General features: G+C 44.5%; 28 protein-coding genes. 23 read left to right on the forward strand and 5 right to left on the reverse strand.

What is annotated here, in order from left to right; genetic code table 11:
• Positions 1-243: 243 nt before the first annotated feature.
• The 7 genes from ACHZCY_RS12765 to ACHZCY_RS12795 all read left to right on the forward strand — a co-directional run bounded on the left by ACHZCY_RS12765 (position 244) and on the right by ACHZCY_RS12795 (position 6,651).
• Positions 244-1,020 carry a DeoR/GlpR family DNA-binding transcription regulator gene (locus ACHZCY_RS12765; RefSeq protein WP_319549152.1) on the forward strand — a complete coding sequence of 259 codons (777 nt, stop codon included), beginning with the start codon at positions 244-246 and terminating at the stop codon, positions 1,018-1,020.
• 163 nt (positions 1,021-1,183) lie between these two features.
• Complete coding sequence (locus tag ACHZCY_RS12770) at positions 1,184-2,536, forward strand: ethanolamine ammonia-lyase subunit EutB (protein WP_319549153.1); 1,353 nt, start codon at positions 1,184-1,186, stop codon at positions 2,534-2,536.
• Positions 2,536-3,321 (forward strand): ethanolamine ammonia-lyase subunit EutC, encoded by a 786-nt coding sequence (gene eutC / locus ACHZCY_RS12775; RefSeq protein WP_319549154.1) that lies wholly within the window; start codon positions 2,536-2,538, stop codon positions 3,319-3,321. Before ACHZCY_RS12770 ends, eutC begins: the two co-directional genes overlap by 1 nt.
• Before the next feature lie 41 nt (positions 3,322-3,362).
• Positions 3,363-4,007: a histidinol phosphate phosphatase domain-containing protein gene (locus ACHZCY_RS12780; protein WP_205224793.1), complete on the forward strand. Its 645-nt coding sequence runs from the start codon at positions 3,363-3,365 to the stop codon at positions 4,005-4,007.
• A 974-nt stretch (positions 4,008-4,981) separates the two neighbouring features.
• A complete protein-coding gene (locus ACHZCY_RS12785) occupies positions 4,982-5,275 on the forward strand; it encodes a ribbon-helix-helix domain-containing protein (protein ID WP_319549155.1) in 294 nt (97 codons plus the stop codon).
• The gene (locus ACHZCY_RS12790; RefSeq protein ID WP_319549156.1) at positions 5,262-5,591 is read left to right on the forward strand and encodes a type II toxin-antitoxin system RelE/ParE family toxin; all 330 of its coding nucleotides are present in this window, start codon (positions 5,262-5,264) and stop codon (positions 5,589-5,591) included. The genes ACHZCY_RS12785 and ACHZCY_RS12790 overlap by 14 nt, the downstream gene beginning before the upstream one ends.
• A 652-nt stretch (positions 5,592-6,243) precedes the next feature.
• The gene (locus ACHZCY_RS12795; RefSeq protein ID WP_319549157.1) at positions 6,244-6,651 is read left to right on the forward strand and encodes a 3D domain-containing protein; all 408 of its coding nucleotides are present in this window, start codon (positions 6,244-6,246) and stop codon (positions 6,649-6,651) included.
• Between the two features lie 633 nt (positions 6,652-7,284).
• Here ACHZCY_RS12795 and ACHZCY_RS12800 read toward each other — a convergent pair.
• Positions 7,285-7,689 carry a GFA family protein gene (locus ACHZCY_RS12800; protein WP_319549158.1) on the reverse strand — a complete coding sequence of 135 codons (405 nt, stop codon included), beginning with the start codon at positions 7,687-7,689 and terminating at the stop codon, positions 7,285-7,287.
• Positions 7,690-7,880: 191 nt separating this feature from the next.
• On the opposite strand from ACHZCY_RS12800, the gene ACHZCY_RS12805 reads away from it, so the two are divergent.
• From ACHZCY_RS12805 to ACHZCY_RS12835, 7 genes are all read left to right on the forward strand, one after another.
• Positions 7,881-8,357, forward strand: a complete 477-nt coding sequence (locus ACHZCY_RS12805; RefSeq protein ID WP_319549159.1) for a DUF2220 domain-containing protein — start codon at positions 7,881-7,883, stop codon at positions 8,355-8,357.
• 190 nt (positions 8,358-8,547) lie between these two features.
• Complete coding sequence (locus ACHZCY_RS12810; protein ID WP_205222158.1) at positions 8,548-9,102, forward strand: tetratricopeptide repeat protein; 555 nt, start codon at positions 8,548-8,550, stop codon at positions 9,100-9,102.
• Positions 9,103-9,549: 447 nt separating this feature from the next.
• Positions 9,550-9,678 (forward strand): hypothetical protein, encoded by a 129-nt coding sequence (locus ACHZCY_RS12815; protein WP_269755833.1) that lies wholly within the window; start codon positions 9,550-9,552, stop codon positions 9,676-9,678.
• Positions 9,675-10,472, forward strand: a complete 798-nt coding sequence (locus ACHZCY_RS12820; RefSeq protein ID WP_319549160.1) for a helical backbone metal receptor — start codon at positions 9,675-9,677, stop codon at positions 10,470-10,472. Before ACHZCY_RS12815 ends, ACHZCY_RS12820 begins: the two co-directional genes overlap by 4 nt.
• Before the next feature lie 104 nt (positions 10,473-10,576).
• Complete coding sequence (locus ACHZCY_RS12825; RefSeq protein ID WP_319549161.1) at positions 10,577-11,251, forward strand: carbohydrate-binding family 9-like protein; 675 nt, start codon at positions 10,577-10,579, stop codon at positions 11,249-11,251.
• A gap of 285 nt (positions 11,252-11,536) precedes the next feature.
• Entirely contained in the window at positions 11,537-11,779 is a 243-nt protein-coding gene (locus tag ACHZCY_RS12830; protein ID WP_205222160.1) for a hypothetical protein, read from the forward strand.
• 7 nt (positions 11,780-11,786) lie between these two features.
• A complete protein-coding gene (locus ACHZCY_RS12835) occupies positions 11,787-11,951 on the forward strand; it encodes a hypothetical protein (RefSeq protein ID WP_319549162.1) in 165 nt (54 codons plus the stop codon).
• A gap of 154 nt (positions 11,952-12,105) precedes the next feature.
• Here ACHZCY_RS12835 and ACHZCY_RS12840 read toward each other — a convergent pair whose 3' ends face one another.
• The 3 genes from ACHZCY_RS12840 to ACHZCY_RS12850 all read right to left on the reverse strand — a co-directional run bounded on the left by ACHZCY_RS12840 (position 12,106) and on the right by ACHZCY_RS12850 (position 16,136).
• Entirely contained in the window at positions 12,106-14,493 is a 2,388-nt protein-coding gene (locus ACHZCY_RS12840; RefSeq protein WP_319549163.1) for a mechanosensitive ion channel family protein, read from the reverse strand.
• 121 nt (positions 14,494-14,614) lie between these two features.
• The gene (locus ACHZCY_RS12845) at positions 14,615-14,800 is read right to left on the reverse strand and encodes a hypothetical protein (RefSeq protein ID WP_319549164.1); all 186 of its coding nucleotides are present in this window, start codon (positions 14,798-14,800) and stop codon (positions 14,615-14,617) included.
• A gap of 64 nt (positions 14,801-14,864) precedes the next feature.
• On the reverse strand, positions 14,865-16,136 hold the full coding sequence (locus ACHZCY_RS12850; RefSeq protein WP_319549165.1) for an MFS transporter: 1,272 nt from the start codon (positions 16,134-16,136) through the stop codon (positions 14,865-14,867).
• A gap of 280 nt (positions 16,137-16,416) precedes the next feature.
• On the opposite strand from ACHZCY_RS12850, the gene ACHZCY_RS12855 reads away from it, so the two are divergent.
• From ACHZCY_RS12855 to purU, 8 genes are all read left to right on the forward strand, one after another.
• The gene (locus tag ACHZCY_RS12855) at positions 16,417-16,905 is read left to right on the forward strand and encodes a hypothetical protein (RefSeq protein WP_319549166.1); all 489 of its coding nucleotides are present in this window, start codon (positions 16,417-16,419) and stop codon (positions 16,903-16,905) included.
• Positions 16,906-17,033: 128 nt separating this feature from the next.
• Positions 17,034-17,552, forward strand: a complete 519-nt coding sequence (locus ACHZCY_RS12860; protein ID WP_319549167.1) for a YgjV family protein — start codon at positions 17,034-17,036, stop codon at positions 17,550-17,552.
• A gap of 20 nt (positions 17,553-17,572) precedes the next feature.
• Entirely contained in the window at positions 17,573-18,526 is a 954-nt protein-coding gene (locus ACHZCY_RS12865; protein WP_319549168.1) for a GSCFA domain-containing protein, read from the forward strand.
• Positions 18,527-18,700: 174 nt separating this feature from the next.
• Positions 18,701-18,976, forward strand: coding sequence for an Lrp/AsnC family transcriptional regulator (locus tag ACHZCY_RS12870; protein WP_205222166.1), 276 nt, complete (start codon positions 18,701-18,703; stop codon positions 18,974-18,976).
• 27 nt (positions 18,977-19,003) lie between these two features.
• Entirely contained in the window at positions 19,004-19,429 is a 426-nt protein-coding gene (locus ACHZCY_RS12875; protein ID WP_205222167.1) for a PaaI family thioesterase, read from the forward strand.
• 239 nt (positions 19,430-19,668) lie between these two features.
• Positions 19,669-19,956 carry a hypothetical protein gene (locus ACHZCY_RS12880; protein WP_319549169.1) on the forward strand — a complete coding sequence of 96 codons (288 nt, stop codon included), beginning with the start codon at positions 19,669-19,671 and terminating at the stop codon, positions 19,954-19,956.
• A 76-nt stretch (positions 19,957-20,032) separates the two neighbouring features.
• Entirely contained in the window at positions 20,033-20,473 is a 441-nt protein-coding gene (locus ACHZCY_RS12885; RefSeq protein WP_205222168.1) for a hypothetical protein, read from the forward strand.
• A gap of 411 nt (positions 20,474-20,884) precedes the next feature.
• A complete protein-coding gene (purU, locus tag ACHZCY_RS12890) occupies positions 20,885-21,766 on the forward strand; it encodes a formyltetrahydrofolate deformylase (protein ID WP_205222169.1) in 882 nt (293 codons plus the stop codon).
• Positions 21,767-21,949: 183 nt separating this feature from the next.
• Here purU and ACHZCY_RS12895 read toward each other — a convergent pair whose 3' ends face one another.
• Positions 21,950-22,234, reverse strand: coding sequence for a DUF7352 domain-containing protein (locus ACHZCY_RS12895; RefSeq protein WP_205222170.1), 285 nt, complete (start codon positions 22,232-22,234; stop codon positions 21,950-21,952).
• A gap of 326 nt (positions 22,235-22,560) precedes the next feature.
• Here ACHZCY_RS12895 and ACHZCY_RS12900 point away from each other — a divergent pair, with 326 nt between their 5' ends.
• The gene (locus ACHZCY_RS12900) at positions 22,561-24,447 is read left to right on the forward strand and encodes a transketolase C-terminal domain-containing protein (protein ID WP_319549170.1); all 1,887 of its coding nucleotides are present in this window, start codon (positions 22,561-22,563) and stop codon (positions 24,445-24,447) included.
• Positions 24,448-24,502: the final 55 nt, after the last annotated feature.

Raw genomic sequence — 24,502 nt, forward strand, 5'->3', positions numbered from 1 at the left:
TTGAAACCCCTCATCTTACCCTCCATTGGTATTTAGTTTCCTAGAATTTGATTACATCCCGTGTGACATTTTGCCCACTTTTGCACTTTTGTGGTTTTTTGTCTATCATTTTTTTTCATATTTGTGTAATTACTTTTACAAAGTAGAATTCAGAGAAACTGGTTAAAAATTTATTACAATTTTGTTTTTTTGCAGCTGAGCAGCATCTGCCACTCCCCACAAAGAAATTACGGTACAGGATACATGTGGAAAGAAGAGCGATTCCAGAAAATACGAACTCTTTTGCAAACCTATGGCAGGGTCACCATAAAAAGAGCGGCTGAAGATTTGGACACATCAAGAGAAACCATCAGAAGAGATTTCTCTGAAATGGAACAACTTGGTGAATTAAAAAAAATAAGAGGCGGAGCGATCGCTCTTGACCCAGAGCACGAGCCACCGATAACCTTAAGAAATAATGAACAAAGGAAAGAGAAAAAAGCTATTGCAAAAGCAGTGGCTTCACGAATTAAAAGTGGCCACACCTTGTTTATTGATGCCGGCAGCACCACCTCGATACTGGCAGAAGAGTTGGCAAAAACAACTGGGATTACAGTAATAACAAACTCGCTTTTCGTCGCCCAAAGACTCTCAGTTGAAAAATGCCGACTTGCAAATTCTATTACGACGATTCTCCTCGGTGGAATGCTACACGACTCTCTCCCGGCAACCTTTGGTGAAAAGACAATAGCTGAAATTTTCCGTCACCATGCAGATATAGCACTCCTCTCACCGGTCGGCCTGGATGCCCACTACGGTGCGACAAGTTTCGACCCCGCTGAAGCAGAAATCGCCAGAGCGATGATTGATAATAGCAAGCTGTCTTACTTACTGGCAGACTCAACAAAACTCGGTCGAACCAGCCGTGTGGGATTTTGCCCAACAGAAAATATTGATGTTTTATTTACTGACAAAAAGGCTAGAAAAAGTATGGAATTATTAAAAATTAAGGATCGAATCGAAGATGTGGTTTTAGCATAAATGCGTTGCAGACAGAGGAAAGTGACACTTTTTGAATAAACGCCGGCAACCATATCGCAAATATTAAGGGGGTAATCACTCTCAAACCACAGCCCTCATAATTACAATAAATAAAAGAACCACTACTCCTAAACGCTTCGATATAACTTATGAAGAGTACTCCATGAAAAAGATGTCTCTAAAAAAGCTGTTAGCAAAAGCCTCACCTCTTCGGTCCGGCGATGTTCTTGCCGGTATAGCTGCAGAAAATGAAGAAGACCGGGTAACCGCACAAATGGCTCTAGCTGACACGCCCTTACAACGATTTTTAAGTGAGCCTATTATCCCTTATGAAGAAGATGAGGTATCCCGCTTAATACTTGACGAACATGACAATGTGGCATTTCAAACGGTCAGTTCATTTACGGTTGGAGAATTCAGAGACTGGCTACTGACCGATCAGGCAGACAGCCAAACGATTGCGAGATTATCGCCAGGCCTAACGCCGGAAATGGTTGCAGCGGTCTCAAAACTCATGCGCATACAGGACCTTATTCAGGTTGCTTCAAAATGTAACGTCATAACAGCTTTCAGGAATACCATCGGGCTTCCTAATACTTTTTCGGTCAGGTTACAGCCAAACCATCCCACAGATAACTTGAACGGCATCGTAGCATCTATCCTGGACGGGCTATGCTACGGATGTGGCGATGCAGTGATAGGCATCAACCCAGCCACAGATAGCGTTGCCAATATCAAGCAGTTACTATTTATGCTTGATGACCTGATAGCCCAATACAAAATCCCCACCCAGAGCTGTATTCTAACCCATGTTACTACCACTATTGAAGCTATCGAAGCAGGTGCACCTGTGGATCTCTGCTTTCAGTCGATTGCAGGAACAGAAAAAGCCAATAAAAGTTTCGGCATAACTCTTGATCTACTCAAACAGGGTATGGACGCAACCCTGAGCCAGAATCGCGGTACAATCGGCACGAATGTTATGTATTTCGAAACGGGACAAGGGAGTGCCCTTTCTGCGGATGCGCATCACGGAGTTGACCAACAGACACTGGAAGCAAGGGCATATGGCGTTGCAAGGAAATACAAACCGTTACTTATCAACACCGTTGTCGGTTTTATAGGTCCTGAATATCTTTACAACGGCAAACAAATCCAAAGAGCAGGGCTGGAAGATCATTTTTGCGGAAAATTATTGGGCCTGCCCATGGGGGTTGATATTTGCTACACCAATCATGCTGAAGCCGACCAGGACGACATGGACATACTTCTTACTCTGCTTGGCAATGCAGGGTGCAACTTTATCATGGGCATCCCTGGCGCTGATGACATCATGTTGAACTATCAATCAACATCATTTCATGATGCAGCATATATACGCAACCTGCTCAACCTGGCTCCTGCTCCGGAATTCGCCGCATGGTTGGAGGGCATGTCTATTTTTAATCACCAAGGCAAACTGCAATCCATTCAAAATGGGAATACGCTATTGCGGTTGACCTCGGAGGCCTTTTGATGAGTAAAAACACACTAATAATCACTCAGGATCCCTGGGAAAAGTTACGGCAGTATACCGACGCCCGAATTGCCCTCGGAAGGGCTGGCATCAGCCTTCCTTTAAAGGAGTATCTAAGGTTCAAGCTTGCCCATGCAAGAGCAAGAGATGCCGTGTATCAGCCTGTTCAAACGGGTGACATCCTTTCGTCGTTGGAGACTGATAAAAGAAATGTGCTGTTACTACACTCCATGGCCCCTACCAGGATGGAATACCTTACCAGGCCTGATATGGGGAGGGTGCTCAACCACACATCCAGAGATTTATTGTGTAGCGAGAAGAGCGGTTTTGATCTTTGTATTGTTATCTGCGATGGCTTGTCCGCCCCTGCTGTAAATGAAACAGCAGCAGCGGTAACCAACGGATTAATAAAGCTCGTTGAACAGACAACACTAAGCGCTTCCCCTGTTTGTATGGTTACCAACGGGCGTGTTGCTATCGGAGATGAGATCGGCTCTCTATTAAAGGCAAAAATGGTCGTGATGCTTATAGGGGAAAGACCGGGGTTGAGTTCGCCAAATTCACTTGGCGCATATATTACCTGCAAGCCAAAACCTGGTACAACCGATGAAGCTCGAAACTGCATTTCAAACATTAGACATGGTGGAATGACCGTTTCAAAAGCAGTCAGAAAGATAGCGTATCTTGTTGAGGAGGGTTTCAGGATTGGCGAGACTGGGGTTAGGGTAAAAGATAAAATGAATGATGAATACACGCCATTACTTAGCTTTAGAACCGATTACTAGCAGTTTATTTTACAAGATTCCCGTCCTAAAAGGATAACAACATGATAGACCTTCACACTCACACATTATTCAGTGATGGCGCCTTTGTTCCATCAGAGCACCTACGGAGAGTTGAGGCGCTTGGCTACGAGGCTATTGCCATAACAGACCATGCAGACTCCTCAAATTTACATATACTGATCCCAAATATCGCCCTGGCTGCTGCTGACCTCAATCCCGTCACAAAAACCAGGCTCATAGTCGGTGTTGAGTTGACTCATGTTCCACCATCGTTAATCAAGCCATTGACAAAAAAAGCCCGCGAACTAGGCGCTCAACTGGTGGTCGTACATGGGGAAACGCCTGTGGAGCCGGTCCTCGCCGGCACAAACAGGGCAGCGATTGAGGCTGGAGTTGACATCTTGGCTCACCCTGGCTTTATAAATGAAGAGGATGCCGGACTTGCGGCTGCAAACAATATCTACCTAGAGCTCTCAGGTCGGAAAGGGCACAGCCTGACTAATGGTTATGTCGCCAAGATGGCCGCAAAGACGGGAGCCCCACTGGTCCTTAATGCCGACGCACATAATTCGGGTGACTTCCTTTCTGCTGAAATGGCAGAAACTGTTGCTCTCGGTGCCGGCATCAGCAAGAAAGAATACCAAAAGATCCGTCAAAACATGAAAGATATTGTCAGCAGGGTTTAAATGGTAAAGTTGCCTGTATGATGATTTACTACGCCCTGCTAATCGGAGGTCGGAATCGAACCGACACGGGTGCAAGGCCCGCTGGATTGAGTCCAGCGATAAAAACAACACAACCGCTTGACATTAAACACATTAACCAGGGTGTTTTTTTGATTTGTTCCAATTTCGTTCCATTTCTTCTCTGGTTAGCTCCACATTTTAACCAAGGACTCGTAAGTTCAAAGTGTACCGGTTGCCGTCCTTGATATCTAACAGTTTAGAGTCCTTCCATTATCTCACTATACATATTTTGTGAGGATAATATTTCGGTAAATCTTTCCTAAATCCTGCAATTGGAAATTTCGGAGTCTACGCTACCTGCCGAAGATGTGAGGCACCGGAGGCGCAGACGTGTAAAAATACTTCAAGCCTTCGGTAACGTAGCAAATTTGGTGAAATTGCCGATCCCGCAGGGCGTTGAAGGTGAGAAAAAATAGGTTCACTCAAACAGTGAATAGAACTTCAAATCAATTGCCTGCTCAATATGTTGTTTTTAATAGTAGAATTTATTTTTTCTAACATTCGACGTGCAGGATTTAGGTCTTTTGGTTTTTTCCAAATAACGCGTACCGATTTTATAACGAGGTTTTTCCTCAGGAACAACTACCTGATCCTCTACTTGCTCTTATTGGAGTTCGTTCTTTCCTGCTCAGCAGGTTTTTTTAATACCTCATTTTTAGACGACAAAGAAATCGTCGGTTCCAATAAACTTCGACCAAGAGCAAGCATATCTTCATAGGTCAACTGAAAATGACCTGCTACTTTTGCCCGAATTTCTTTCCAAGTTACCCATTACTGTCGAATATGAACATCCTTTTTTCTCCGTTGAACAAGCCCAGAAATAATATCCCGCCGGTGTTTATTTCAAATGGTCATATTGACTTCTGCCAAAACCACCAGTATGATTAAGTCATACTTTAGCGGGAGGCTATATAATGCAACCAGAAAAAGCCGAAAGAATTACGATCACTTTACCGCCTGATATGTTGGCCTCTATAAAGAAAGAGGTTAGCTCGGGTTCTTATGGTTCAACAAGCGAGCTCATCAGGGAAGCCCTGAGGCTATGGCATAAAAAAGAAGAAGAACATAAAGCAAGGATTTCTTTAATTCGTGAGCGTTTGGCACATTCAGCGCAAAGCGGCGAACCTGTGCCACTTGATAGTGCTTTTAAAAGTATTGAGAAGCTCCACAAGCTACGGATAAAGAAACAAGCTAATGAAAACATATAATGTTTACTTGTTACCGGATGCTATCAATGATTTGGAGGGGATCTACGAGTACATTACAGAACAAAGCGGGTACCCAGAAAGAGCTTGGGCGTACATTGAAAAACTTCATGATAAATGCCAAAAACTAGAAACAGCGCCTTTAAGAGGCCAAAAACGAGATGACTTAATGGAAAAATTAAGAGTCTATCCTCTCGATAAAAAAGCCATTGCAGCCTTTGTCGTTAATGAAGACGAGCAGACGGTGAGCATCTTAAATATTTTCTATGGTGGCAGAAATTACGAAGCCATCATGTCTGTCCCAAAAGCCCGCCATTAGAAAAAGCTATGCGCTGACGACAATCGTTCCTGAAAGGGTTAATTGCAGCAGCCCGCAATGATAAACGATCAGACCAACAATCAAGTCAATTCTGAGTCCACATTAAGTGAGAATAAGGTAAAGTGAGATGGTTTAGTAAAAACAGACACGCCTTTTTACTTTTAAGTAGGCTATTTTTGCCCACCCCCCGATATGGTCACATTGAGGTTTCTTGCACAACGCCCCGAAAGGCGTGCACTCCTCTGTCGACGAGTAATAACCTATCACACAGAACTATCGTTCTGGCACCTCCTCAGGAGAAATTTCGTATGTGTATCATCAAGGCACAGTCTATGGTTGTAGGCATACGTATGGTGAAGATTTGTACAGATAAAGTTAAGTTCCGCTTGAGGACGTGGGGATTTCTTTTACTGGACGATACGACAATTCCCCTGGAATATAGACAGGAAACATATCCACCCTGTCAGGCTGAAAACAGCTTAGCCCTGCCAGTGCAAATCTTGGCTCTGCGACCGCACAATACCGTCGTGCAATCTTTTATATTGTCTAGCAGATATTATTTCTATATAATATTACAAATCGTAAGTTATGCAGTTTCTACATAATTACTTGTTCCTGGCGGCTTCGCCGCCAGGAAAGGGGTATCTACGCCATGATTGAAAGACAGCCATTGAGTCCGGTTGTGTTCTTCTGGGGCGCGGTAGCGATAATTGCCGTGTGCGTCTCCGCGTGCGGATCAAACAAACCCGAACGTTCGATGATTGTCACCGTTTCGGCGTACAACTCAGTACCATCACAAACCAATTCCCAACCAACGGTCGCCGCATGGGAAGACGAGTTGAAGCCTGGAATGAAGGTCGTCGCAGTGTCGCGTGACCTATTGGACGAGGGGCTCACACGCGGTACCGCTCTGAAGATCGAGGGCCTGCATGGAAAATATGTAGTTCTTGACAAGACTGCAGCTCGCTTCACGAAGCGAGTTGACGTTTACATGGGCTTAGATGTTGAAGCCGCAAAGGAATTCGGTGTCAAACAGCTTCGAATTTCCTGGAGGCCTTGACCTTACACCGCAATCTAGTCCACGGAATAGGTGGGATAACAACGTCATTGGATCGGAAGAATAGACTCGCCTGCGGCGAGGCTGTCTTTTCTTGAAAGAGCGATCTCGTAAAATATTCATAAAAGTATACTTGTGGCCTACTGAAGCGCTTCAGGTAGCCGCTACTCGTTTCACCTACACTGCACTTCTGGCCTTCGGCAAAATGCAGCAGCACTTGAACTAAAAGTTAATATTGCCAATTCAACTATCTGTCTTTGTTCGAAATTCCAAGATATTACATTATTCCTGTCCCTGTATAGAGAATAGTCAGGATTATCATAACAACAGCTTGTACTGTCAGTCCATCATCCTAAAAATATACAAAATGTTTTGTTCGGTTAAGCTTGCAGGTAAAAACTGGTGAAACATTAACCTGTCAACGATTCTGTCTTTAACCGTAATTTGTGATGATTAGGTAGGTAGGCTTTTAATGAGGAGGGTACAGAAGAGCGGAGTGTGTGATCTGCACAGGAATTATGTAAAACAGAGGTGCTCGCTGGATGTTCAAGCCTTCGATGTGGATATATTAACGCTGCTATTCAGCCGCGCCGCTTTTTGCGTCGGCTGAATAGCTTTTTTTATGTGGTTTTACGCTTATTGAGGCAAAGTCTCTATCATAGGTAATTTATGAAGATCTTTATCCCAATTTGCTTTGCTGGAAACAAAAATGTGAGCGGTTGGAGTTATGGGAATATCACAATCAAGGCTTCCAGCAGGAACCACCAGAAGTTCCCCTTCAAATTGAATATTTGGAAGTGCGGATCCACAAATTGAGCAAAATGATTTTTTGTGTCGAGTTGAAGGCAAAGTAAAATTTGTGATTTTATTCTGTCCTGATAACCATTTCAACTTTGCAGAAGGAGAAAAAAGATTAGCACCATGAGCCGAGCCAGTATCTTTTCGGCACCGACTACAATGGCAAAGATAGAAATTATCAAAATCGCCTTCTATTTCGAAATTGACTTCACCACATAGGCATGATCCTGACTTAATACTCATATATTTAACTCCTCAGGGCTATGATTGATAAATCGTTGGTACACATAACAAGTAATTGTCTTGTTTCCTTATGTCTCCAGTATACTGAAATAATTGACAAAATAAAATTGCCAGATTGTCCTATTTTCTAGCCTATATCATGACAATGTTACTAGATATCAAGTTGGCAGGGTGTCCACTATATTGCAGGAATGTCGGATCTCCAAATACCTGTATCTGAGTTTCTTAATTTACATCTCGACATAGACAGGGTTTTCATTACCGAAAATGAAATTAATGGCTTGGCATTTCCAGATGTGACACGCTCCATTATTATCTTTGGAATGGGTTTCGGATTAGATCGGTTGGTACATATTCAATGGTTAGAGGGCAAAAAAATCTATTACTGGGGCGATATTGATACCCATGGTTATGTAATGCTTGATCAGCTTCGCTCATATTTCCCTCAAACCAGCTCTTTTTTGATGGACAGGGAAACATTGATGGCTCATCAATCGCTGTGGGGCCAGGAGAGTAAACCAACTAGACGGAGTTTGAATCACCTTAATCAAGGCGAGTTGGATGTCTACGAGCTTCTGGTGGAAAATGTTTTCTCGAATGCTTTAAGGCTTGAGCAAGAGAGGATTGCATATCCATGGGTTATGAAAGTGGTAAATGAGTTGGTATGACAATGTGCACAAAACGTGTGTTTCCAGTAAAGTGTTCCTTGCGTTGTCTTACTCTGTTTTTACTGTCCTGATTCCCCTGTAATATGCACTGAACCAATACAGAGAAATATTCCAGGCAAAAGATGATTGAATGCCTATACTTTTAGTAAAGGTTGTTGATAATAATATTCTTTACTAATTGAGGTGCCTGATGGACAAAGCCGAACACTTACGACAGGCCAAGATTCTTTTTGCTTCCGGTCAATTAAAGAAAAGTATAGCTGCCTTTACACGTGCCGAGCAGAGTGGGTGTGACACGATTGATGTTTGGTTGAGCAGAGGTGCTGCTCAAATGGCTCTGGGTAAATATCATGAGGCAAAGGAAGATTTTACCCGTATACTTGAGCAAGATGCCGAACACGAAAGAGCTGCGTATTACCGTGGGGTAGCGCTTGCTGCACTTGGGGAGTACGAAAATGCTATTAAAGACCTGACATCCGCCCTCATCAAAAACAACAACCGGGGAATAGCGCACCTGGTCAGGGGGGTAGCCTATGCTGAGCTGGGGCAAAAGCAGAATGCGATGTTGGATATAAACAGCGCATCGGCCTTTTCAGATGCTGAACTTACTAGTTTTAAGAATCTCTTTGGTGATATTCCTCTCCCATTGCAAAATACGGAAGCACTTTTGGCCGAGGAAAACGCACCCTGGAACAACCTGTTAAGCAAAGAAGCTGCCGGCAAACTGCTTAATTTGCTGCAGTAGACGCTGGCTGACCATTACACAACTCTAACCCAAGGCGCCTTGGGTTAGAGCGAACAACGTTTTTTTAGTTTGATATGGTTGCTGCGTTTTCAGTGGCAGTACGGCCAGCACGTACTTGCCGGCATCCTCAAACAAGAAAAAAGAGGCAACTTCAAAAAAGTAAACAAATTGCTCATTCTACGGCAATCCAGCCACCTGCGACCTATGCCACGGCAAAGCAGTTACCTCTTCCGCATAAGGTTGCTCCCCCCTATCTGAGTTAGCAACGATGAGTGACCACGGGGTATGTTCCGGTTTTTTCTGATGTGGTGGGAATTTAGTGGACACTTTCTTAAGAGTGAAATAACAATTCTTGAGGAGGCCATTCATGACCAAGCAGAAAAGAAATAAGGGCACAAAATAATGTAAAAATGAGCTGTAATGGTTGTGGAGGAGCAGGGGCTCCCAATGGCTGAGGCCTCAGGATGTCGAGGTATCAATGCAAACCTGAGCAGTCAATGGCTCTTTACAGGTTGGGAAGATATGGGGAGCGCGCGGTTTGTACGCTATTACAAAGGAAATGATATAGAACAATGAGTGATTGTATACAAGTAACCGATGATTTGGGGCAAGAAATTACGGTTCCTTTTCCCCCGCAAAGAATTATTTCGGCTGTTCCATCAACCACCGAGTTTTTATTTGATTTAGGGCTGGGAGACAGGGTGGTTTCGCGTACCCGGTTTTGCAGATATCCTGAACAAAAAATACAACGATTACCCAATATCGGCGGGCCTAAAAGCCTGGACGAAGAGAAAATCGCATGGCTTAAACCAGATTTGATTTTGGCAAACGAGGAGGAGAACGATCAGGCGCAAATCGAAGCTTTAATGGAAAAATATTGTGTGTATGTGTCCAAAATCAGAAACGTGGAAGACGCCTACAACAATATTGTGAAAACGGGTAAGATTACAGGATGCGAAGCAAAAGCGCGTGAAATGGTCAAGACGATTCAAGCCGATTTTGCAGTAATCCCGAAAAGAGCAAAAAAGATGAAGGCGTTGTATCTGATTTGGAAAGATCCTTACATGTGTGTGAGTCGGGATACTTTTGTTAACTCGATGCTTGAAGTATGTGGTTTCGAAAACTGCATTACTGATGGAGACGCACGTTATCCTGTTGTAACAGCTGAAACCATAAAGGGGTTGAACCCGGAACTCATTTTGCTTTCGTCAGAACCTTTTCCCTTTGCAGAAAAACATAAAAAAGAGTTTCAGCAGATTGTGCCGGGAGCAAAAATTGAATTGGTAGATGGAGAAATGTTTGCCTGGTACGAATCTCATTTGCTCCAAGCCGGTGGGTATTTTACTGCATTGATAAAGAAAATTCACTGACAGCTACTTACGTGTAGTTCTTGTTCAACGTCTATAAAGGGTAAGACGGGGGATAGGTTGAAAAAAATACTCCTCTTACCGACTACTGGACAGGGCGAAAGAACGTGCCGATAACCAATCACGCTGTTGCTACAAAAGTACAAGCGCCTTTTTCCATTGAAGACTCATCGTGGGATGCGTTTCCCTGGAAAGACCTTTCATCCAACCTGATGCAAAACCACATGGGAAACAAACCCGTTCATTTCCCGGGGGTGGAGGTGAAGGTTGCTTACGACAGTATGGCAATATATCTGCTCTTTCGCGTCGAAGACAGATATGTTCGCGCAGTCGCTCGGTCACATCAGGATGATGTGTATAAAGATAGTTGTGTCGAATTCTTTTTCACACCTGGTCCAGACGTTTCCCAAGGCTACTTTAATATTGAAATGAATTGTGGCGGAACCATGCTTTTTCATTTTCAAAAGGCACCGGGGAAAAAACGAATCATTATGCCTGTAAACGAATGCAACCAAATAGCTGTAGCGCATTCGTTACCCAAAAGAGTTGATCCCGAAATAAAAAATTTTGTGGTGTGGACCGTTGCGTATAGAGTTCCTCTTGTTTTGCTGAAAAAATATTGTGATGTGGTTAAGCCGGCCACGCAATCTTTTTGGCGGGTCAATTTTTATAAGTGTGCTGATAATACCTCACACCCGCACTGGTTGACATGGGCACCGGTTGAGCTTCCGTACCCGAATTTCCACCACCCTTCTTCATTTGGCTTTTTATATTTCAAATAAAACAGTAAAAAAAGCCGAGTTTTTCAACGTCAGGCAGGCAGGCAGGCTGGTTGCTGTTGCCGCTTTTCGCGTTGTTTTTACCTCTAAGGGTAAATTTTGAGCATAACTCCGCGATTAGCAGTAAATGCGATTACTCAAGAGGCCATTGAGTGATTTGTTACATTGCTAATGAGTGGCTTTCGAGCAACGTTTTTTTATAGTCGGTTATGGTATCAGTTGAACAAAGCGGGATGTGTGTAACTGCAACGTAATATGTGGTATTTTTTTAGATAAAGGAAAATGAATATGATTGAAATACAGGGCGATACAGTTGTTGTTGATAAGGAAACAACACGTTTGGAAGGATTTCGGATGGAGGATACTGTCAAGGCCCCGGTTATTATACTGTTTGTTAATGAAGAGGAACCACAGATGGTGCCATTAGAAAAAGGAAGTACGGTACCTGTCAAGGTAAAGTCAAAAAACAGTGAGGCTGAGATTCAGGTGATTAGTTACGAAGAGATAAAAGCGACGTTGGCAGCACGATAAAGATGCGATGAGTGTAGCGCATCCACCAATTTCAGGCATCGGGTTCCGCGTGGATGCGCTGTGCTATCTCACCCTACGCACTGGACGGATCGTGGTCGAAAATGGGGTCCCGGTTGAGCTGCTCCTCCAAGGAGCCGGCAGAGTGATAAAATCGGTGATCGCCAGCAGGTAACAGCTTTTAATTTTTTTACCCTATAAGGCTGTCTTGTATACTGGCCTGTTCGCCACATTTTGCTGAACAGTTACCAGAAAATATTGATTTTATCCAAAAAACTGTCACTCCTCAGGTAGTTGCTCGAAAGGTTCGCATTTTGCTGAGCAGTTCATCATAAATCGTCGAAAGTTTCTTGCTTGGATTGCTCAGTATTTTTTCCAGCATCTTCTGTCGAGCGCATGGCAGCGGCTCCGGCAGCTTTGGAAATTTGGTGTTGGACTTCCGGGGTGATCTGCTCTCTTTCCTGGGTAAATTCAGGCAGGTCAACAATAACCTTACGATGAGCATAGTGAATTCCCTGGGCATTGAGTGCTTCGCTGATAAGGCGATAGGCTTCTCGTCGGATCACAAAATGGGTGCCGGGCTGGGCGGTGAATTTGACTCTGATCGTCATCACGGAATTGGTTATTGCCCGAACTCCCTGCGATTTGAGCGGTCTGATAAAATCTTTCCCATACTCTTCGTTTTCGAGCATTTTCTGGCCGACTTTTTTAATGATTTTACGAATCTTATCTATCGGCGCATCATAGGGGAAATCAAGGTTGAATTTAACTATAATACCGCCGCGCATATAGTTGGTGATAGCGCCAAGGTCAGAGTGGGGGACAATCTGCAGCATACCTCTGTGGTGCCTTATCATGGCGTTGCGTAAGGTTATCGTTTCCACTGTGCCGGAGACTGTACCCGCTTCAATATACTCTCCCACCCGAAAGGCATCATCAAGCAGATAAAAGAACCCGGAAAACATATCGGCAACCAGTTTTTGGGCACCAAAGCCGATTGCAAGGCCTATCACTCCTGCACCGGCTAGCAGTGGCGCTATATCAACCCCGGAAGAAGAGAGCACTGTCATGCTTACCATAACGACCAGAATGGTGCCGATAAATTTGCGTACCATGGGCAGCAAAGTGTAGGCGCGGCCTCGTGAAGCTGCACTCCCCCACTCGTCATCACTGCTTTCCACGTCTTCCTCACCTTCTGGAATAGATTCTTCAATTTTACGCTCAATCCAGCTGCTGATAAACTGCCATAGAAAAATTGCCAGTGCCATGATGATGATTGTATCCAGCATGATAGCGGCCAGTTCTGAAAAAAGAGGGATACGGATGTCCCAGAGGTTTGCTATCCAGACCATCATGAGGATCACCAGGCCACCCCGCGCAACGCTTTGCGTTTTTTTATACAGTTCTCGGCTCTTTTGGCGATGCAGGCGTTCTTGGTCATTTTTTAACGGAACTGAGGGAGAGCTTTCCTGGTCAATATGAAGAGCTTTCATGGTATAGAGTACCAGCCACTGAACAAGTCTGTCTGCCACTATCCACAATGGAACAATGAAGAAGCTTGGAATAAATGCACCCCTTCGGCTGAAGCTTGGGTCGGCCAGGTCGTTCAGGAGCAGAAACCAGAGAAGGATGAGGTAGGTGATAGCTAAAATGTGCCAGAGAGCAGCGAACTGTTTTCGGCCCCAGGAAGGGGGACCGTTTTGCTGGTTGTTGTTTTTGAGGATATGGTCACGGACTTTTTTTCTGATAACAACAACCGTGATGGCAGTTGTAAGAAGCAGCAGACTGACGCTGAAGAGCTGCAGGAGCCTTACTGTCGCTATATCAGCCTCAAGCCGGCGGAGAGTAACGGCCAGCATCAGGGTGATGGTTATGTAACTGAAGGCTCCCGTCATTAGACGGTGAGCAGTTTTTGCTACCGCACAATCAGCAGGAAAAAGACGAAATATTTTATATTTAGGGGAAAAAATAATATGAGAAAGAATATTGATTGTCCTGATAATGGTAATCGCAATCAAGGTTGCAAGAAAAAAGAACTGAACGTACGAAGAATCCGTCCAGATGAAGAACATGAAGGAAAAGTAAGCCGAGCCAAAAAAAATAAGGACTCCCAATGCGCTGGGTAATACTTGCAGAGCAGCTGCAAGGAGCTTTTCAACGCCCTTTATGTTTGTAGTGTTCACCTCCGGCGCAGCTATGAAATATTTTGAGAGGAAAAAAAATCTGCATAGGGCTTCCACGATAAATCCTATGGAGATGAAGAAAAGCACCCACAGAGCACTTTGTGTTGCGCCTGCAACGGTTCCAAAGGGACATAGCTTGATAAAGACGTGTTCCAGATCAGGGAGGATTTTTGGAGCTCCGGACCAGAGCGTTCTGAACTGGCTTTCCTCTTGGTCATGCTTTTGCGAAAGTGTTTTCAGGAGGTGATGGAACAGGCTTCCCGGTCCTTTTATGTTTGTCCCTTCAGGCTGCAGAGATTGAGCATCTTTTTGGAGTTCCTGGATGAGCAGTTTCCTTACCTGTTCGTCACTGAGACCGGCCATCATATCCGTGACCGTGCCTGTATCCGTGGTTGTTACTTGCTGAGATGCCGTTTTTGGTGCAGTATTTCCAAGTTGTGCCGCCGCACCTTGCTGGTAAGGGAGTAACAGGATACCAGCGAGCAGGGTAAAAAGAAATATATGAGGGAGATACAATCTTTCAAAGGTGGTCAATGCTTTTGTCCTCTTTGATGGTTCTACCTGAATTTTTCATGAACTTTTTGTTTTTAAACTCAATTAATTGATATTATTGCTTAAAGAGTAACCATTACAATTAGTGGTCTGTTTTTCGTTTTCAATCAAAAACGTCCCTCTTCGAGTCAATAGCTTTTTCCGCAGGGTCTACCTTATAAACCACTTGCGGTAGTTTACTACCGGAGTCTTCGCTGTCTGCTGCGTGGTTTGTGCCTTGCCCTGCAAAAATCTTTATTGATGAGAAATCCGGGTTGATTCCTGTTGGCGGTAATGGCAGTTTCAGCATACACTCTTTTAGTGTCAGCTTTGGTATAAATAGTACAGAGAAAGGCTTTTTACAGTGCAATGAGCTACTCCGGCGGTTCTTCGATCTGTTTAAGCAGCAAACCACCGATCACAAACAGGGCTAAAATACATAATACTCCCCATCTGGTGTCGCCCGTTAAGCGTCCAACAAGGCCCATTAAGAAAGGTCCGCTGATTGCGGCAAATTTACCAAAGACATTGTAAAAGCCAAAGAATTCTGCGCTTTGTTTTGCTGGGAGCAGTTTTCCGTAATAGCTTCTGCTCAGGGCCTGAATGCCACCCATGGAAGAAGCGACTAAAAAGGCAATGCACCAGAAGGTTGCGGTTTTCCAGAAAAGGTTGTGTATAGCAGGGAGGAAGAAGGCGAGCAGGGTGACCAGGGTATAGACACTGATACCTGCAAGCAGCATGGTTTTAGTCGAGAAATATTTGGCAAGTCTGCCGTACAGCAAGGTACAAGGAAAGGCTACAACCTGGATGAACAGTAACATGACAATCAACATTGTTGGCCCAAATCCAAGGTCACTCCCATAGGCGGTTGACATGCTGATAATGGTACCGACACCGTCTATGTAGAAAAAATAGGCACTTAAAAAAAGGAAAATCTGCCGATGACGGCGGATTTGGCGAAACGTCCGAGCCAGGCGTCGTAAACTGTCGGTCACTGGTGCCGCTACCGGTGGAAGGTAATGGGTTTGGCGAAGGTGTTTTAAAGCAGGTACAGAAAGCAGCAACCACCACAGGGCGACGATTATAAATCCTATTTTTGTTTCCTGTGCGGGTAGGCCTCCGGTGTCATCCGTAGCATGTAATATCAGGCCGATAATGGCAAGAAAAGGGATTACGCTTCCGATATATCCCCACGCAAACCCTCTTGCAGAAATACTATCCATTCTCTTGGGAGAGGTAACGTCTGTGAGAAAGGCATCATAGAAAATGTTTGCCCCGGCCCAACCGACCCGCGCACCTATAAACAGGAGCAGGCAGAGGAGCCATTGTCCCTTCTGAATAAACGGTAACCCCAGGGTGAAGAGGAGTCCGAGGAAGAGAAAGGTGGTGAAAAAGATTTTTTTTCTGTCGCGGTAGTCAGCCAGAGCACCAAGGACTGGAGCGAGCAGGGCGAGTATCAGTGAAGCTGCTGAATTGGCGAAACCCCAGTTTGCTGTGGCCACAGCATCCGGTTGGCCTGCTGCAGCAAACTCTTTAAAGAATAATGGCATGATAGCGGTAACCATCACCAGGACAAAGGCTGAGTTGCCTACATCGTAGAGTATCCAGCTTCTCTCTTCTCGAGTAATTCGCAGTTTGTTTGTCATGAACCGTTTATAGCGTTGATTGCTCTTGACCCGCATTCTCATGAATATTGTATTAAATAGTATGATTACAAACTTCGACTACATTCAGCAACGGTCTGTTTGTCTTCGCCCGGATTTTTCATGAATATTGAGTCATTTTTTAAAAAACAAGTAATTTTAGAGTCATGCAGTTAAAGTTGATGAGAAATAAAGGCTGGGGATGGTCAAGTCATCATACGGTCTTGTTTTACCGGTATGGTATATTGGCTCAAAGAAGGGTATTTATAAAGGATTGTAAATCATGTGCGGCATGATTGACTACTACCTGCAATTATTTGCACAACTACCTGTCGGTGGTGATAATGATAAGTGGGCTTTGCCCAGCAACTACCGTGCTCCCCATGCCCCCCTTTTGTTGCTGATTGTCTTGGATATGTTTGCAAAAGGAAAAATAACCCGTAATTTTATTGTTCCTTCACCGGAGCTGGAAGAACGCTTTTACAATGCACTCCTGCTTTTTACCGGTGATATTGGAAAGGATGATTTTGGTGAAACATTTTATGGGCTCAAGCATACCGGATTATGGGATCTGGTGCCAAAGGCTGAGGCCAAAGATGATAGTTTGCTGGAGGAGTATGTAACGAATTGTCTGCGAAAATATTATTGGGGCGCAAAATTACCCGAAGACCTGTATCCTCTTTTAGTAATGGAGACATCACGGAACAAAGTGCGGCAGGTGCTGCTGGAAACATATTTTGCAGAAAACGTGCAGGGCGGGTTACGGTTATAGGGATGGAGACCAGGCTTTGGTTCGTTTTGCCTGTACAGAGAAAAAAGAGTACGCTTGATGCGTGATTGTTTTTTATCTATCGGAGATAAACAGTTGAAGAAAAATTGTATTTTTTGTTTTGAGATGCCATGACGCCTTTTCTCTTGTCCCAGATATTGGTCGGGATGGCGATATGTACAGACCTGCTTTCTTTCCAAGGGAAAGGAAGAAAACATATCCTTGTTTGCCTGATTATTTCTTCTTCTCTCATTTCTCTTCATTTTGTTTTGTTGGAGCATTGGACCGCTGCAGGCCTTGGGCTCCTGGCCGGTATTCGTTTTGTGACCAGTTATTTTACGACCTCGAAGAAGGCAATGTCGGTTTTTGTCTGTTGCTCTCTGCTTATTGGGATCGTCACGTATAGCGGCGTGCTGAGTTTACTCAGTTGTACCGGGGCCATTTGCAATACAGTGGGATCGTTTTGCAGCACAGATCGTCGCATGCGTGAAATAATGTTTCTAGGTACCTGTTTCTGGCTTACGCATAATATTTTAGCCCATTCCCCCACTGCAGTATTGCTTGAATGTCTTTTTCTGAGCAGCAATATAGTTGGTTATTATCGTTATTACGTTGTCCGTCCTGCTCAAACCGGGACCCTCTCTCATTGAAATAATTACTGGAATTATGCATGGCACGTTCTGAGGTACATCCTTTTCATGATTTTTTACAGTGGCAGGTCTGGCCGGGTTCGTATAAAAATCCTCCTGTAGACGGTAATTTTCCCTGTCCTGATGGTATAGCTCTTCGGATTGATAAACAAACGGCTATCGTCTCGATGGGCTCCTGCTTTGCTCGTGAGATCAAGAAGGTTTTGGTGCAGCAGGGGTACAATTATATAGTTGAGGAACGTGATAATCCTGCCTCGGCCCATGCAAGTGCGGCCTGGGAACGCACCTATAACTCTTTTTCAATGCGCCAGATTTTTGCCTATACCTTTGACCGTTTTACGCCACAACTCAGGTGGTGGAAAGTACCTGGAGAAGATAGGGTGCAGGACCCTTACCGGCGGATAATGCTCTACGATTCTCTTGAGGAAGCGCAGGTTGATTTTGCGGCCCATGTTGCAGCATCGCGGCGGGTTTTGAAAAGGGCGGAAGTCCTTATTCTTACCCTTGGGTTGACTGAGATATGGGAGGACACCGAAGATGACAGTGTCATCTGTCTTCCCTCTGGTCCGTATCCTAACAACGGCGGGGATATGTCACGATATCGTTTCAGGGTATCACGCTACCAGGAAAATTTGGATAATCTGGAGTATATTTATTCTTTGATGGCAGCCCACAATCCGGAATGTAAGATTGTAATTACGGTTTCACCGGTACACCTGTGGGCCACGTTTCGTAAGGATTTGGATGTGATCAGTGCAAGCTGTAATTCCAAGTCGACCCTGCGTGCCGTAGCCGACGAATTTGTCTCAAAATATGACAATGTTTTTTACTTTCCGGCCTTTGAGATGGCAACTATCTACACCATGCTGCAGGGCAAATCCTATTTTGCAGATGGGAAGGAAAATTTTCACGTCAACCGAAAAACAGTTCAGTTTATAATGGATCATTTTTTTAAATATTATAATCCCCAGTAGATCTAGCTAATCGATTGGTAATGCAATTTGCCAGAGCAAGCCTTTCTAACCGGAATTTCTCATGATCATTTTGTCATTTTCCGAAAAGATTAGTAATTTCAAGTTGATGTTATTAAAATCAATCAAATGTAAAATTAACCAAATGCTCATGAGAAATCAGGCAAAGGAGAAATAATGGTTACCTCAATAATTCTCATTAATGCAGAACGATCGAAAATAAATGACTTGGCAGAACAACTTGCGGATGTGGAGGGTATTTCCGAGGTGTATTCTGTCAGCGGTTCCTATGACCTGGTAGCTATTGCCCGCATAGGTACAAACGACGATCTGGCAGAGTTGGTGACAAACAGAATGTATAAGCTGGAGGGAATTGAAAAAACAGAAACAATGCTCGCTTTCAAGGCCTTTTCCCGGCATGACCTGGAGCGTATGTTTTCGCTGGGCATGTGAAAAATCTTAATGCAATAAGAGAGAAGGATGAAGGTCAGGAACAGCAATTATATGCAAGATGTGGAAACGGTGTTTCGAGAAGCGACCTTTATCCGCGAACTGGGGATAAAACTGGTCACTGTGGAGCCTGGAAGATGTCTGGCTGAGGTGGAGGTGATCCCGGCCCATCTGCAGCATTTACATCGCGTACATGGGGGTGTTATTTCGTCCCTTGCCGGCCATGCAGCTCTGGGAGCCGCCATATCCGTTGCTGCGGAAGGTGATGTGCTGGTAGCCCCGGAATTTACCTTTCAGATGTTTCGTGGTGTTGACTCAGGTTTGCTTCAGACAAAAGCTCAGGTGATCAAAGGTGGTGCATTGTTGATTTTTACAGAGGCTGAGGTGTTTTATAACGATGCTGCCGGTGAGCATTTGATCGCTAAAGGAAATTTTACATTCACCCGTGCTCGATAGTGGTGTTCGTTCATGGCATGGAGAGGTTGGTAGGGGACCACCATTTTTAGCTGCGGAGACAAGTATAGGCTTTGAAAGTTAGTTAGAGGTCTGCAACAGGGCCGAGCATTTTTTCCTGACACGTTTTGCAAAGCACCTTTTCTGTTTCCAGTGCATGGAAACAGTTCATACATCGTTTTTTTCTGTTTATACTGGAATTTTTACCTGGTTGTTTTTTGGTGTGGAGCAAGGTGCGAAGAATGTTCATAAGTATGAATGGCAAAGTGTTGTTGTCCCGTTTCATTTATCTGGAAAAAAGAAACGGTGGTGTTTGTCTATGGAGACAAGTATTAGGGACGTTTTTACTGCCTGTCAACCTGAAACCCTTCTCCTGGAAAGTTAATTTTCGTTTCTTCCTGTTTTTGGGATTATTGGATGTGATCCAGGGTGTGGAGAAAGCGAAGACAGCGCTACCAGTAGCGGCGGTTGCTGGTGAGGCAGGGAAAAGGGGAGTGTCATGTGTTGCTTTTTTTAGTTGGCCGCATTAGTCTGAAAAGACAGTTTTTTTTGTCAATAATGGACATGCTTCGCAAGAGGTAATGTGTCAGTAAAAAGGAGAACTCTATGCCGGGATGTAATATATTCAGTCAGGAACACCAGATGTTGCTCGTCCATTTTTTCGGGAACGTGACTGCCAGTGACTTGGAATTGCAAGCTGTGTCAGTTCTCTCTCACCCCGATTTCAGCGAAAGCACCAAAGAGTTGATCAGTTTTGCAGAGGTAGAGAGTTTTGCGCCGGATGTCGATATGGAGCGGCTCGCTGACATTGTGAACATCAATAAGGAGCATATTGAGAAATTTCCGGACATCAAAGTTGCCTTTATCGCCCCAGATGCCCTTTCCTTCAATCTTGCCAGAGTCTACCAGGAAACTACTGAGGGGCACGAGCGTAAAGGCGAAATGAAAATTTTTACCACTAAGCAGGAAGCCGTTCAGTGGCTGGGGGGCAAGAGCAGTCAGTGGGATATGCTTCTTGAGCGTGTATCAAAAATGTGTAGCTTGTAATTGGTACTGCTTCTTCTCTTTTTCCCTGTCCGGCTTAGCCCGAATTTCTCATGAACTTTTTGATTTTAAACTTAACTGATTGATATTATTATTTAATGGGTATTTGCACAATTAACAGTCTGTTTTTCGTTTTCAATCAAAAAGTTCCCCCTTCGGGTCAATAGATTTTTCCGCAGGACCTGCGTTACAAACCACTTGCGGTAGCTTGATACAGCTACGTGGCTTGTGCCTTGCCCTGCGAAAAACTTTATTGATGAGAAATCCGGGTTAGTTCCTCCCGGACAGAGGCTCTCATCTCCTGCCATCAGTTACTTGCATATAACTCTTTTTTCTTTTAGGATGTCCGCTTTTGTATAATAATCGTTGCTGCCGATTGTAAAGCGGCTTTTTTTTGAATTGATATAAAATACCATGAAACCCATAGAAAACGCCCTCAAACCCTCTTCTGCTATTTTATTAATCCACTGCCAAGATAGTAAAGGGATAGTCTCCTCGGTGAGCGAATTTATTTTTAAGAATAACGGTAATATAATGTATCTCGATCAGCACGTAGATACATCCCAGGGCGTTTTTTTTATGCGTATTGAGTGGGAATTGGAAAAATTTTCGATTCCGGATGAGAAAATAGGGGAATATTTTGATACGCTTATTGCCCAAAAGTACAATATGCAGTGGAATCTGCATTTTTCTCAATATGTACCCAAGATGGCATTGTTTGTGTCAAAGCTGCCCCATTGTCTGTACGACCTGCTTTCTCGCTGGAAATCCGGTGAAATTGAAGTCGAGATTCCTCTTATTATCAGCAACCATGAAGATATGCGGCCTGTTGCTGAGCAGTTTGGAATTCCCTACCACCATTTTTCCGTTACTGCCCAGAATAAAAAGGAAAAAGAGCAGGAACAGCTTGAATTGCTCGCAGAGCACGATATAGATTTTATAGTGCTTGCCCGGTACATGCAGATCCTTTCCGGCGATTTTGTTGATCATTACCAGGGAAAAGTAATCAATATTCACCACTCCTTTCTTCCCGCTTTTCCCGGAGCCAAGCCATACCACTCAGCCTACGAGCGAGGGGTAAAAATTATCGGGGCAACCAGTCACTATGTAACCGCAGATCTTGATGGTGGGCCGATTATAGCCCAGGATGTTATTCAGGTTAGTCATGCCGATTCGGTTCAGGACTTGGTGCGCAAGGGGCGTGATCTGGAAAAAGTGATTCTTGCCCGTGCGATCTGGCATCATTTGAAACGGCAAACGCTGATTTATCAGAACCGGACTGTCGTCTTTACCTGAACTACGCGTTATTTCCTTCGTAACTATCAGCAGCAGCATCTGGTCACGATCGAAACGCTTTGCATACTGATTAAAACCAAACCATTCGCTTATGCCTGCATTGAGCAGTGCTTATCAGTTACAGCCCTCAGAAAAAGGCATTTTTGTGATTTTGGCTGATAAGTGACTTGCCTTTGACGATTCTTATTCTTGATTGTCGGTAGTACCAGATTCAAAGGCGTGAAATTCAAGAGTGCCGTCATAGAGTTGAAAGCTGCCGCAATACCTGCCAGGGGTGTCCGGCATTTCTGTTGCTGTTGCGTAGAGGGTGACGGTGCGTTCTTGGTCATCTAGTTCCGGATCAACAAGTGCCCACAGTACAGGTGAGTCGTCACCTTTTGCCTGGACGCTGAGGATTTCACTGCCTGCAGGTAATTGAACGATTTGCGTTTTGGTTGGCTGGAGGTGGTATCTGCGTATTGTTTTCATTCGTGGATAGAGTGGTTGGAAGAAATTTTTAAGAACATACGATTACAGTACTCTATACCAGAAAGTGGTGGGGAATTGTATTGGTTAATCTACCCTGTGCTGCAAGAGCTGGGTAATGATGTATATAACCTGGATCTCACGACCTATCGTAACCTGTGTCCAGCTTGAAACTAATTTTGATGTAACTCTCTTTGAATGTGGACAAAATCCTTGTTGCGGATTTTGACAGTTCTGGTATCAGTGCATAACTATTGTTCAGGAAATTTACTTCCTCTATAAAATTCACTCTATCCCTTTCTTATTTTACGACCCTGTAGGATATTATTATGACTTTTCCAATCGATTTATCAGAGTATACCCCTTTAAAATTTACCCTTACCCAAGAGGGGATGAGTGCTGAGCAGAGAGCAACCCTGGAGAAAAATATCTCTATTGTTCGCGACAGCATCGTATTTTTTACTGCCTTGGCCAATACCAAAGGACTCGGTGGTCATACCGGTGGCGCTTTTGATATTGTCCCTGAGCTGTTGATTGTTGATGGATTTATGAAAGGCTCTGATTCATGTTACCCCGTGTATTTTGATGAAGCCGGTCACCGGGTGGCAATACAGTACATTATGGCCGTGTTGAATGGGTATGCCGCGCCTGAGTCACTGCTCCATTACCGTGAATTCAACCAAGGTTTATATGGTCACCCGGAACGTAATGAGAAAGACGGTGTCTTTTTTAGTTCAGGCCGCCTTGGCCACCTGTGGAGTTATGTTAATGGAATAGCGGAAGCCAATCCTGGCAAGACCGTATTCATGTTTGGCAGTGACGGTTCGCAACAGGAAGGTGATGATGCCGAGGCAGCTCGTTACGCAGTTGCCCGCAAACTGAATGTTAAATTGCTTATTGATGACAACGATGTCACCATTGCCGGTCACCCTACGGAATATATGCAGGGGTATGATGTGGTAAAAACACTCGGCGGACATGGCTTGGGTGTTAGTGATTGTGCCGGAGAAGACATTGATGCCTTGTTTACACATATCCAAAAGGCCATTGCTACCGATGGACCGATCGCAGTGGTTGCCAAGCGATTGATGGCGGTAGGAATTGACGGTATCGAGGGCCTTCCCAAGGGACATGATGTCATTCCTGTACCAATGGCCATCGATTATCTGAAAGGCAGGGCACAGGATGCGGCAGTTGCCATTCTGAGTCAGGAAGTCGAGAAAAAAGAGAAAAAAGAATATCTTGGCAGTACTCCCGAAACCGGGAAGAACCGAGATGATTTTGGTAAAGTAATCTGCGAACTCCTTGGGGATATGGAAGACCCGGCAGCAAGCGTGCTGGTGGTTGACTCAGACCTGGAAGGCTCGTGCGGGCTGCATCATATTCGTAAAAATGTTCCCCAGGTATATGTCCATGGGGGCATCATGGAGCGCAACAATTTTTCCGTCGCAGCCGGATTTGGCGCTACCCCTGGCAAGCAGGGTATTTTCGGTACTTTTGCAGCATTTCAGGAAATGGTAATCTCGGAAATTACCATGGCTAGACTTAATCAGGCCAATGTACTTGCCCACTTCTCCCATTCCGGGGTTGATGATATGGCTGATAATACCTGTCATTTTGGGATCAATAACTTTTTTGCGGACAACGGACTGGCTGAACACGATAATACTAGGCTCTATTTCCCGGCTGATCCGCTGCAGCTCAAGGCGGTGCTTAACAAGGTCTTTCATGATAGTGGGCTGCGTTTTGTCTTTTCTACTCGTTCGGCTACTCCGTTTATTTTAGATGAAGCCGGCAATAAGCTGTACCAAGACTACAGCTTTACCCCGGATAAAGATGAGGTTATCCGCGAGGGGGACCAAGGGTATATTGTTTCCTATGGCGAGATGCTCTACCGCTGTCTTGATGTCGTGGAGCGTTTAAAGCAGGAAGGGATTAATGTCGGCCTGATAAACAAGCCGGTACTCAATGTGGTTGATGAGGAAATGGTGGCTAAGCTTGGCAATAGCCCGTTCGTGCTGGTGGTCGAGACCCAGAACGCCAAAACAGGACTTGGCAGTCGGTACGGCAGCTGGTTGCTTGAGCGAGGTTTCACTCCCGGCTATGGTTATATGGGAACCTGGAAAGATGGTGCAGGCGGCCTGTCTGAGCAGATTCCTTATCAGGGAATGTCCGGTGCGGATATCCGTGAAAAGGTAATGGCGCTGATGAAATAAGTTCCAGCAACCCTGAGGAAAAATAAAAAAAGCGAAGTCTCTTTCAAAGAGGCTT

Source organism: Desulfogranum marinum (assembly GCF_963675105.2).
GTDB classification, from domain to species: Bacteria; Desulfobacterota; Desulfobulbia; order Desulfobulbales; family Desulfobulbaceae; genus Desulfogranum; species Desulfogranum marinum.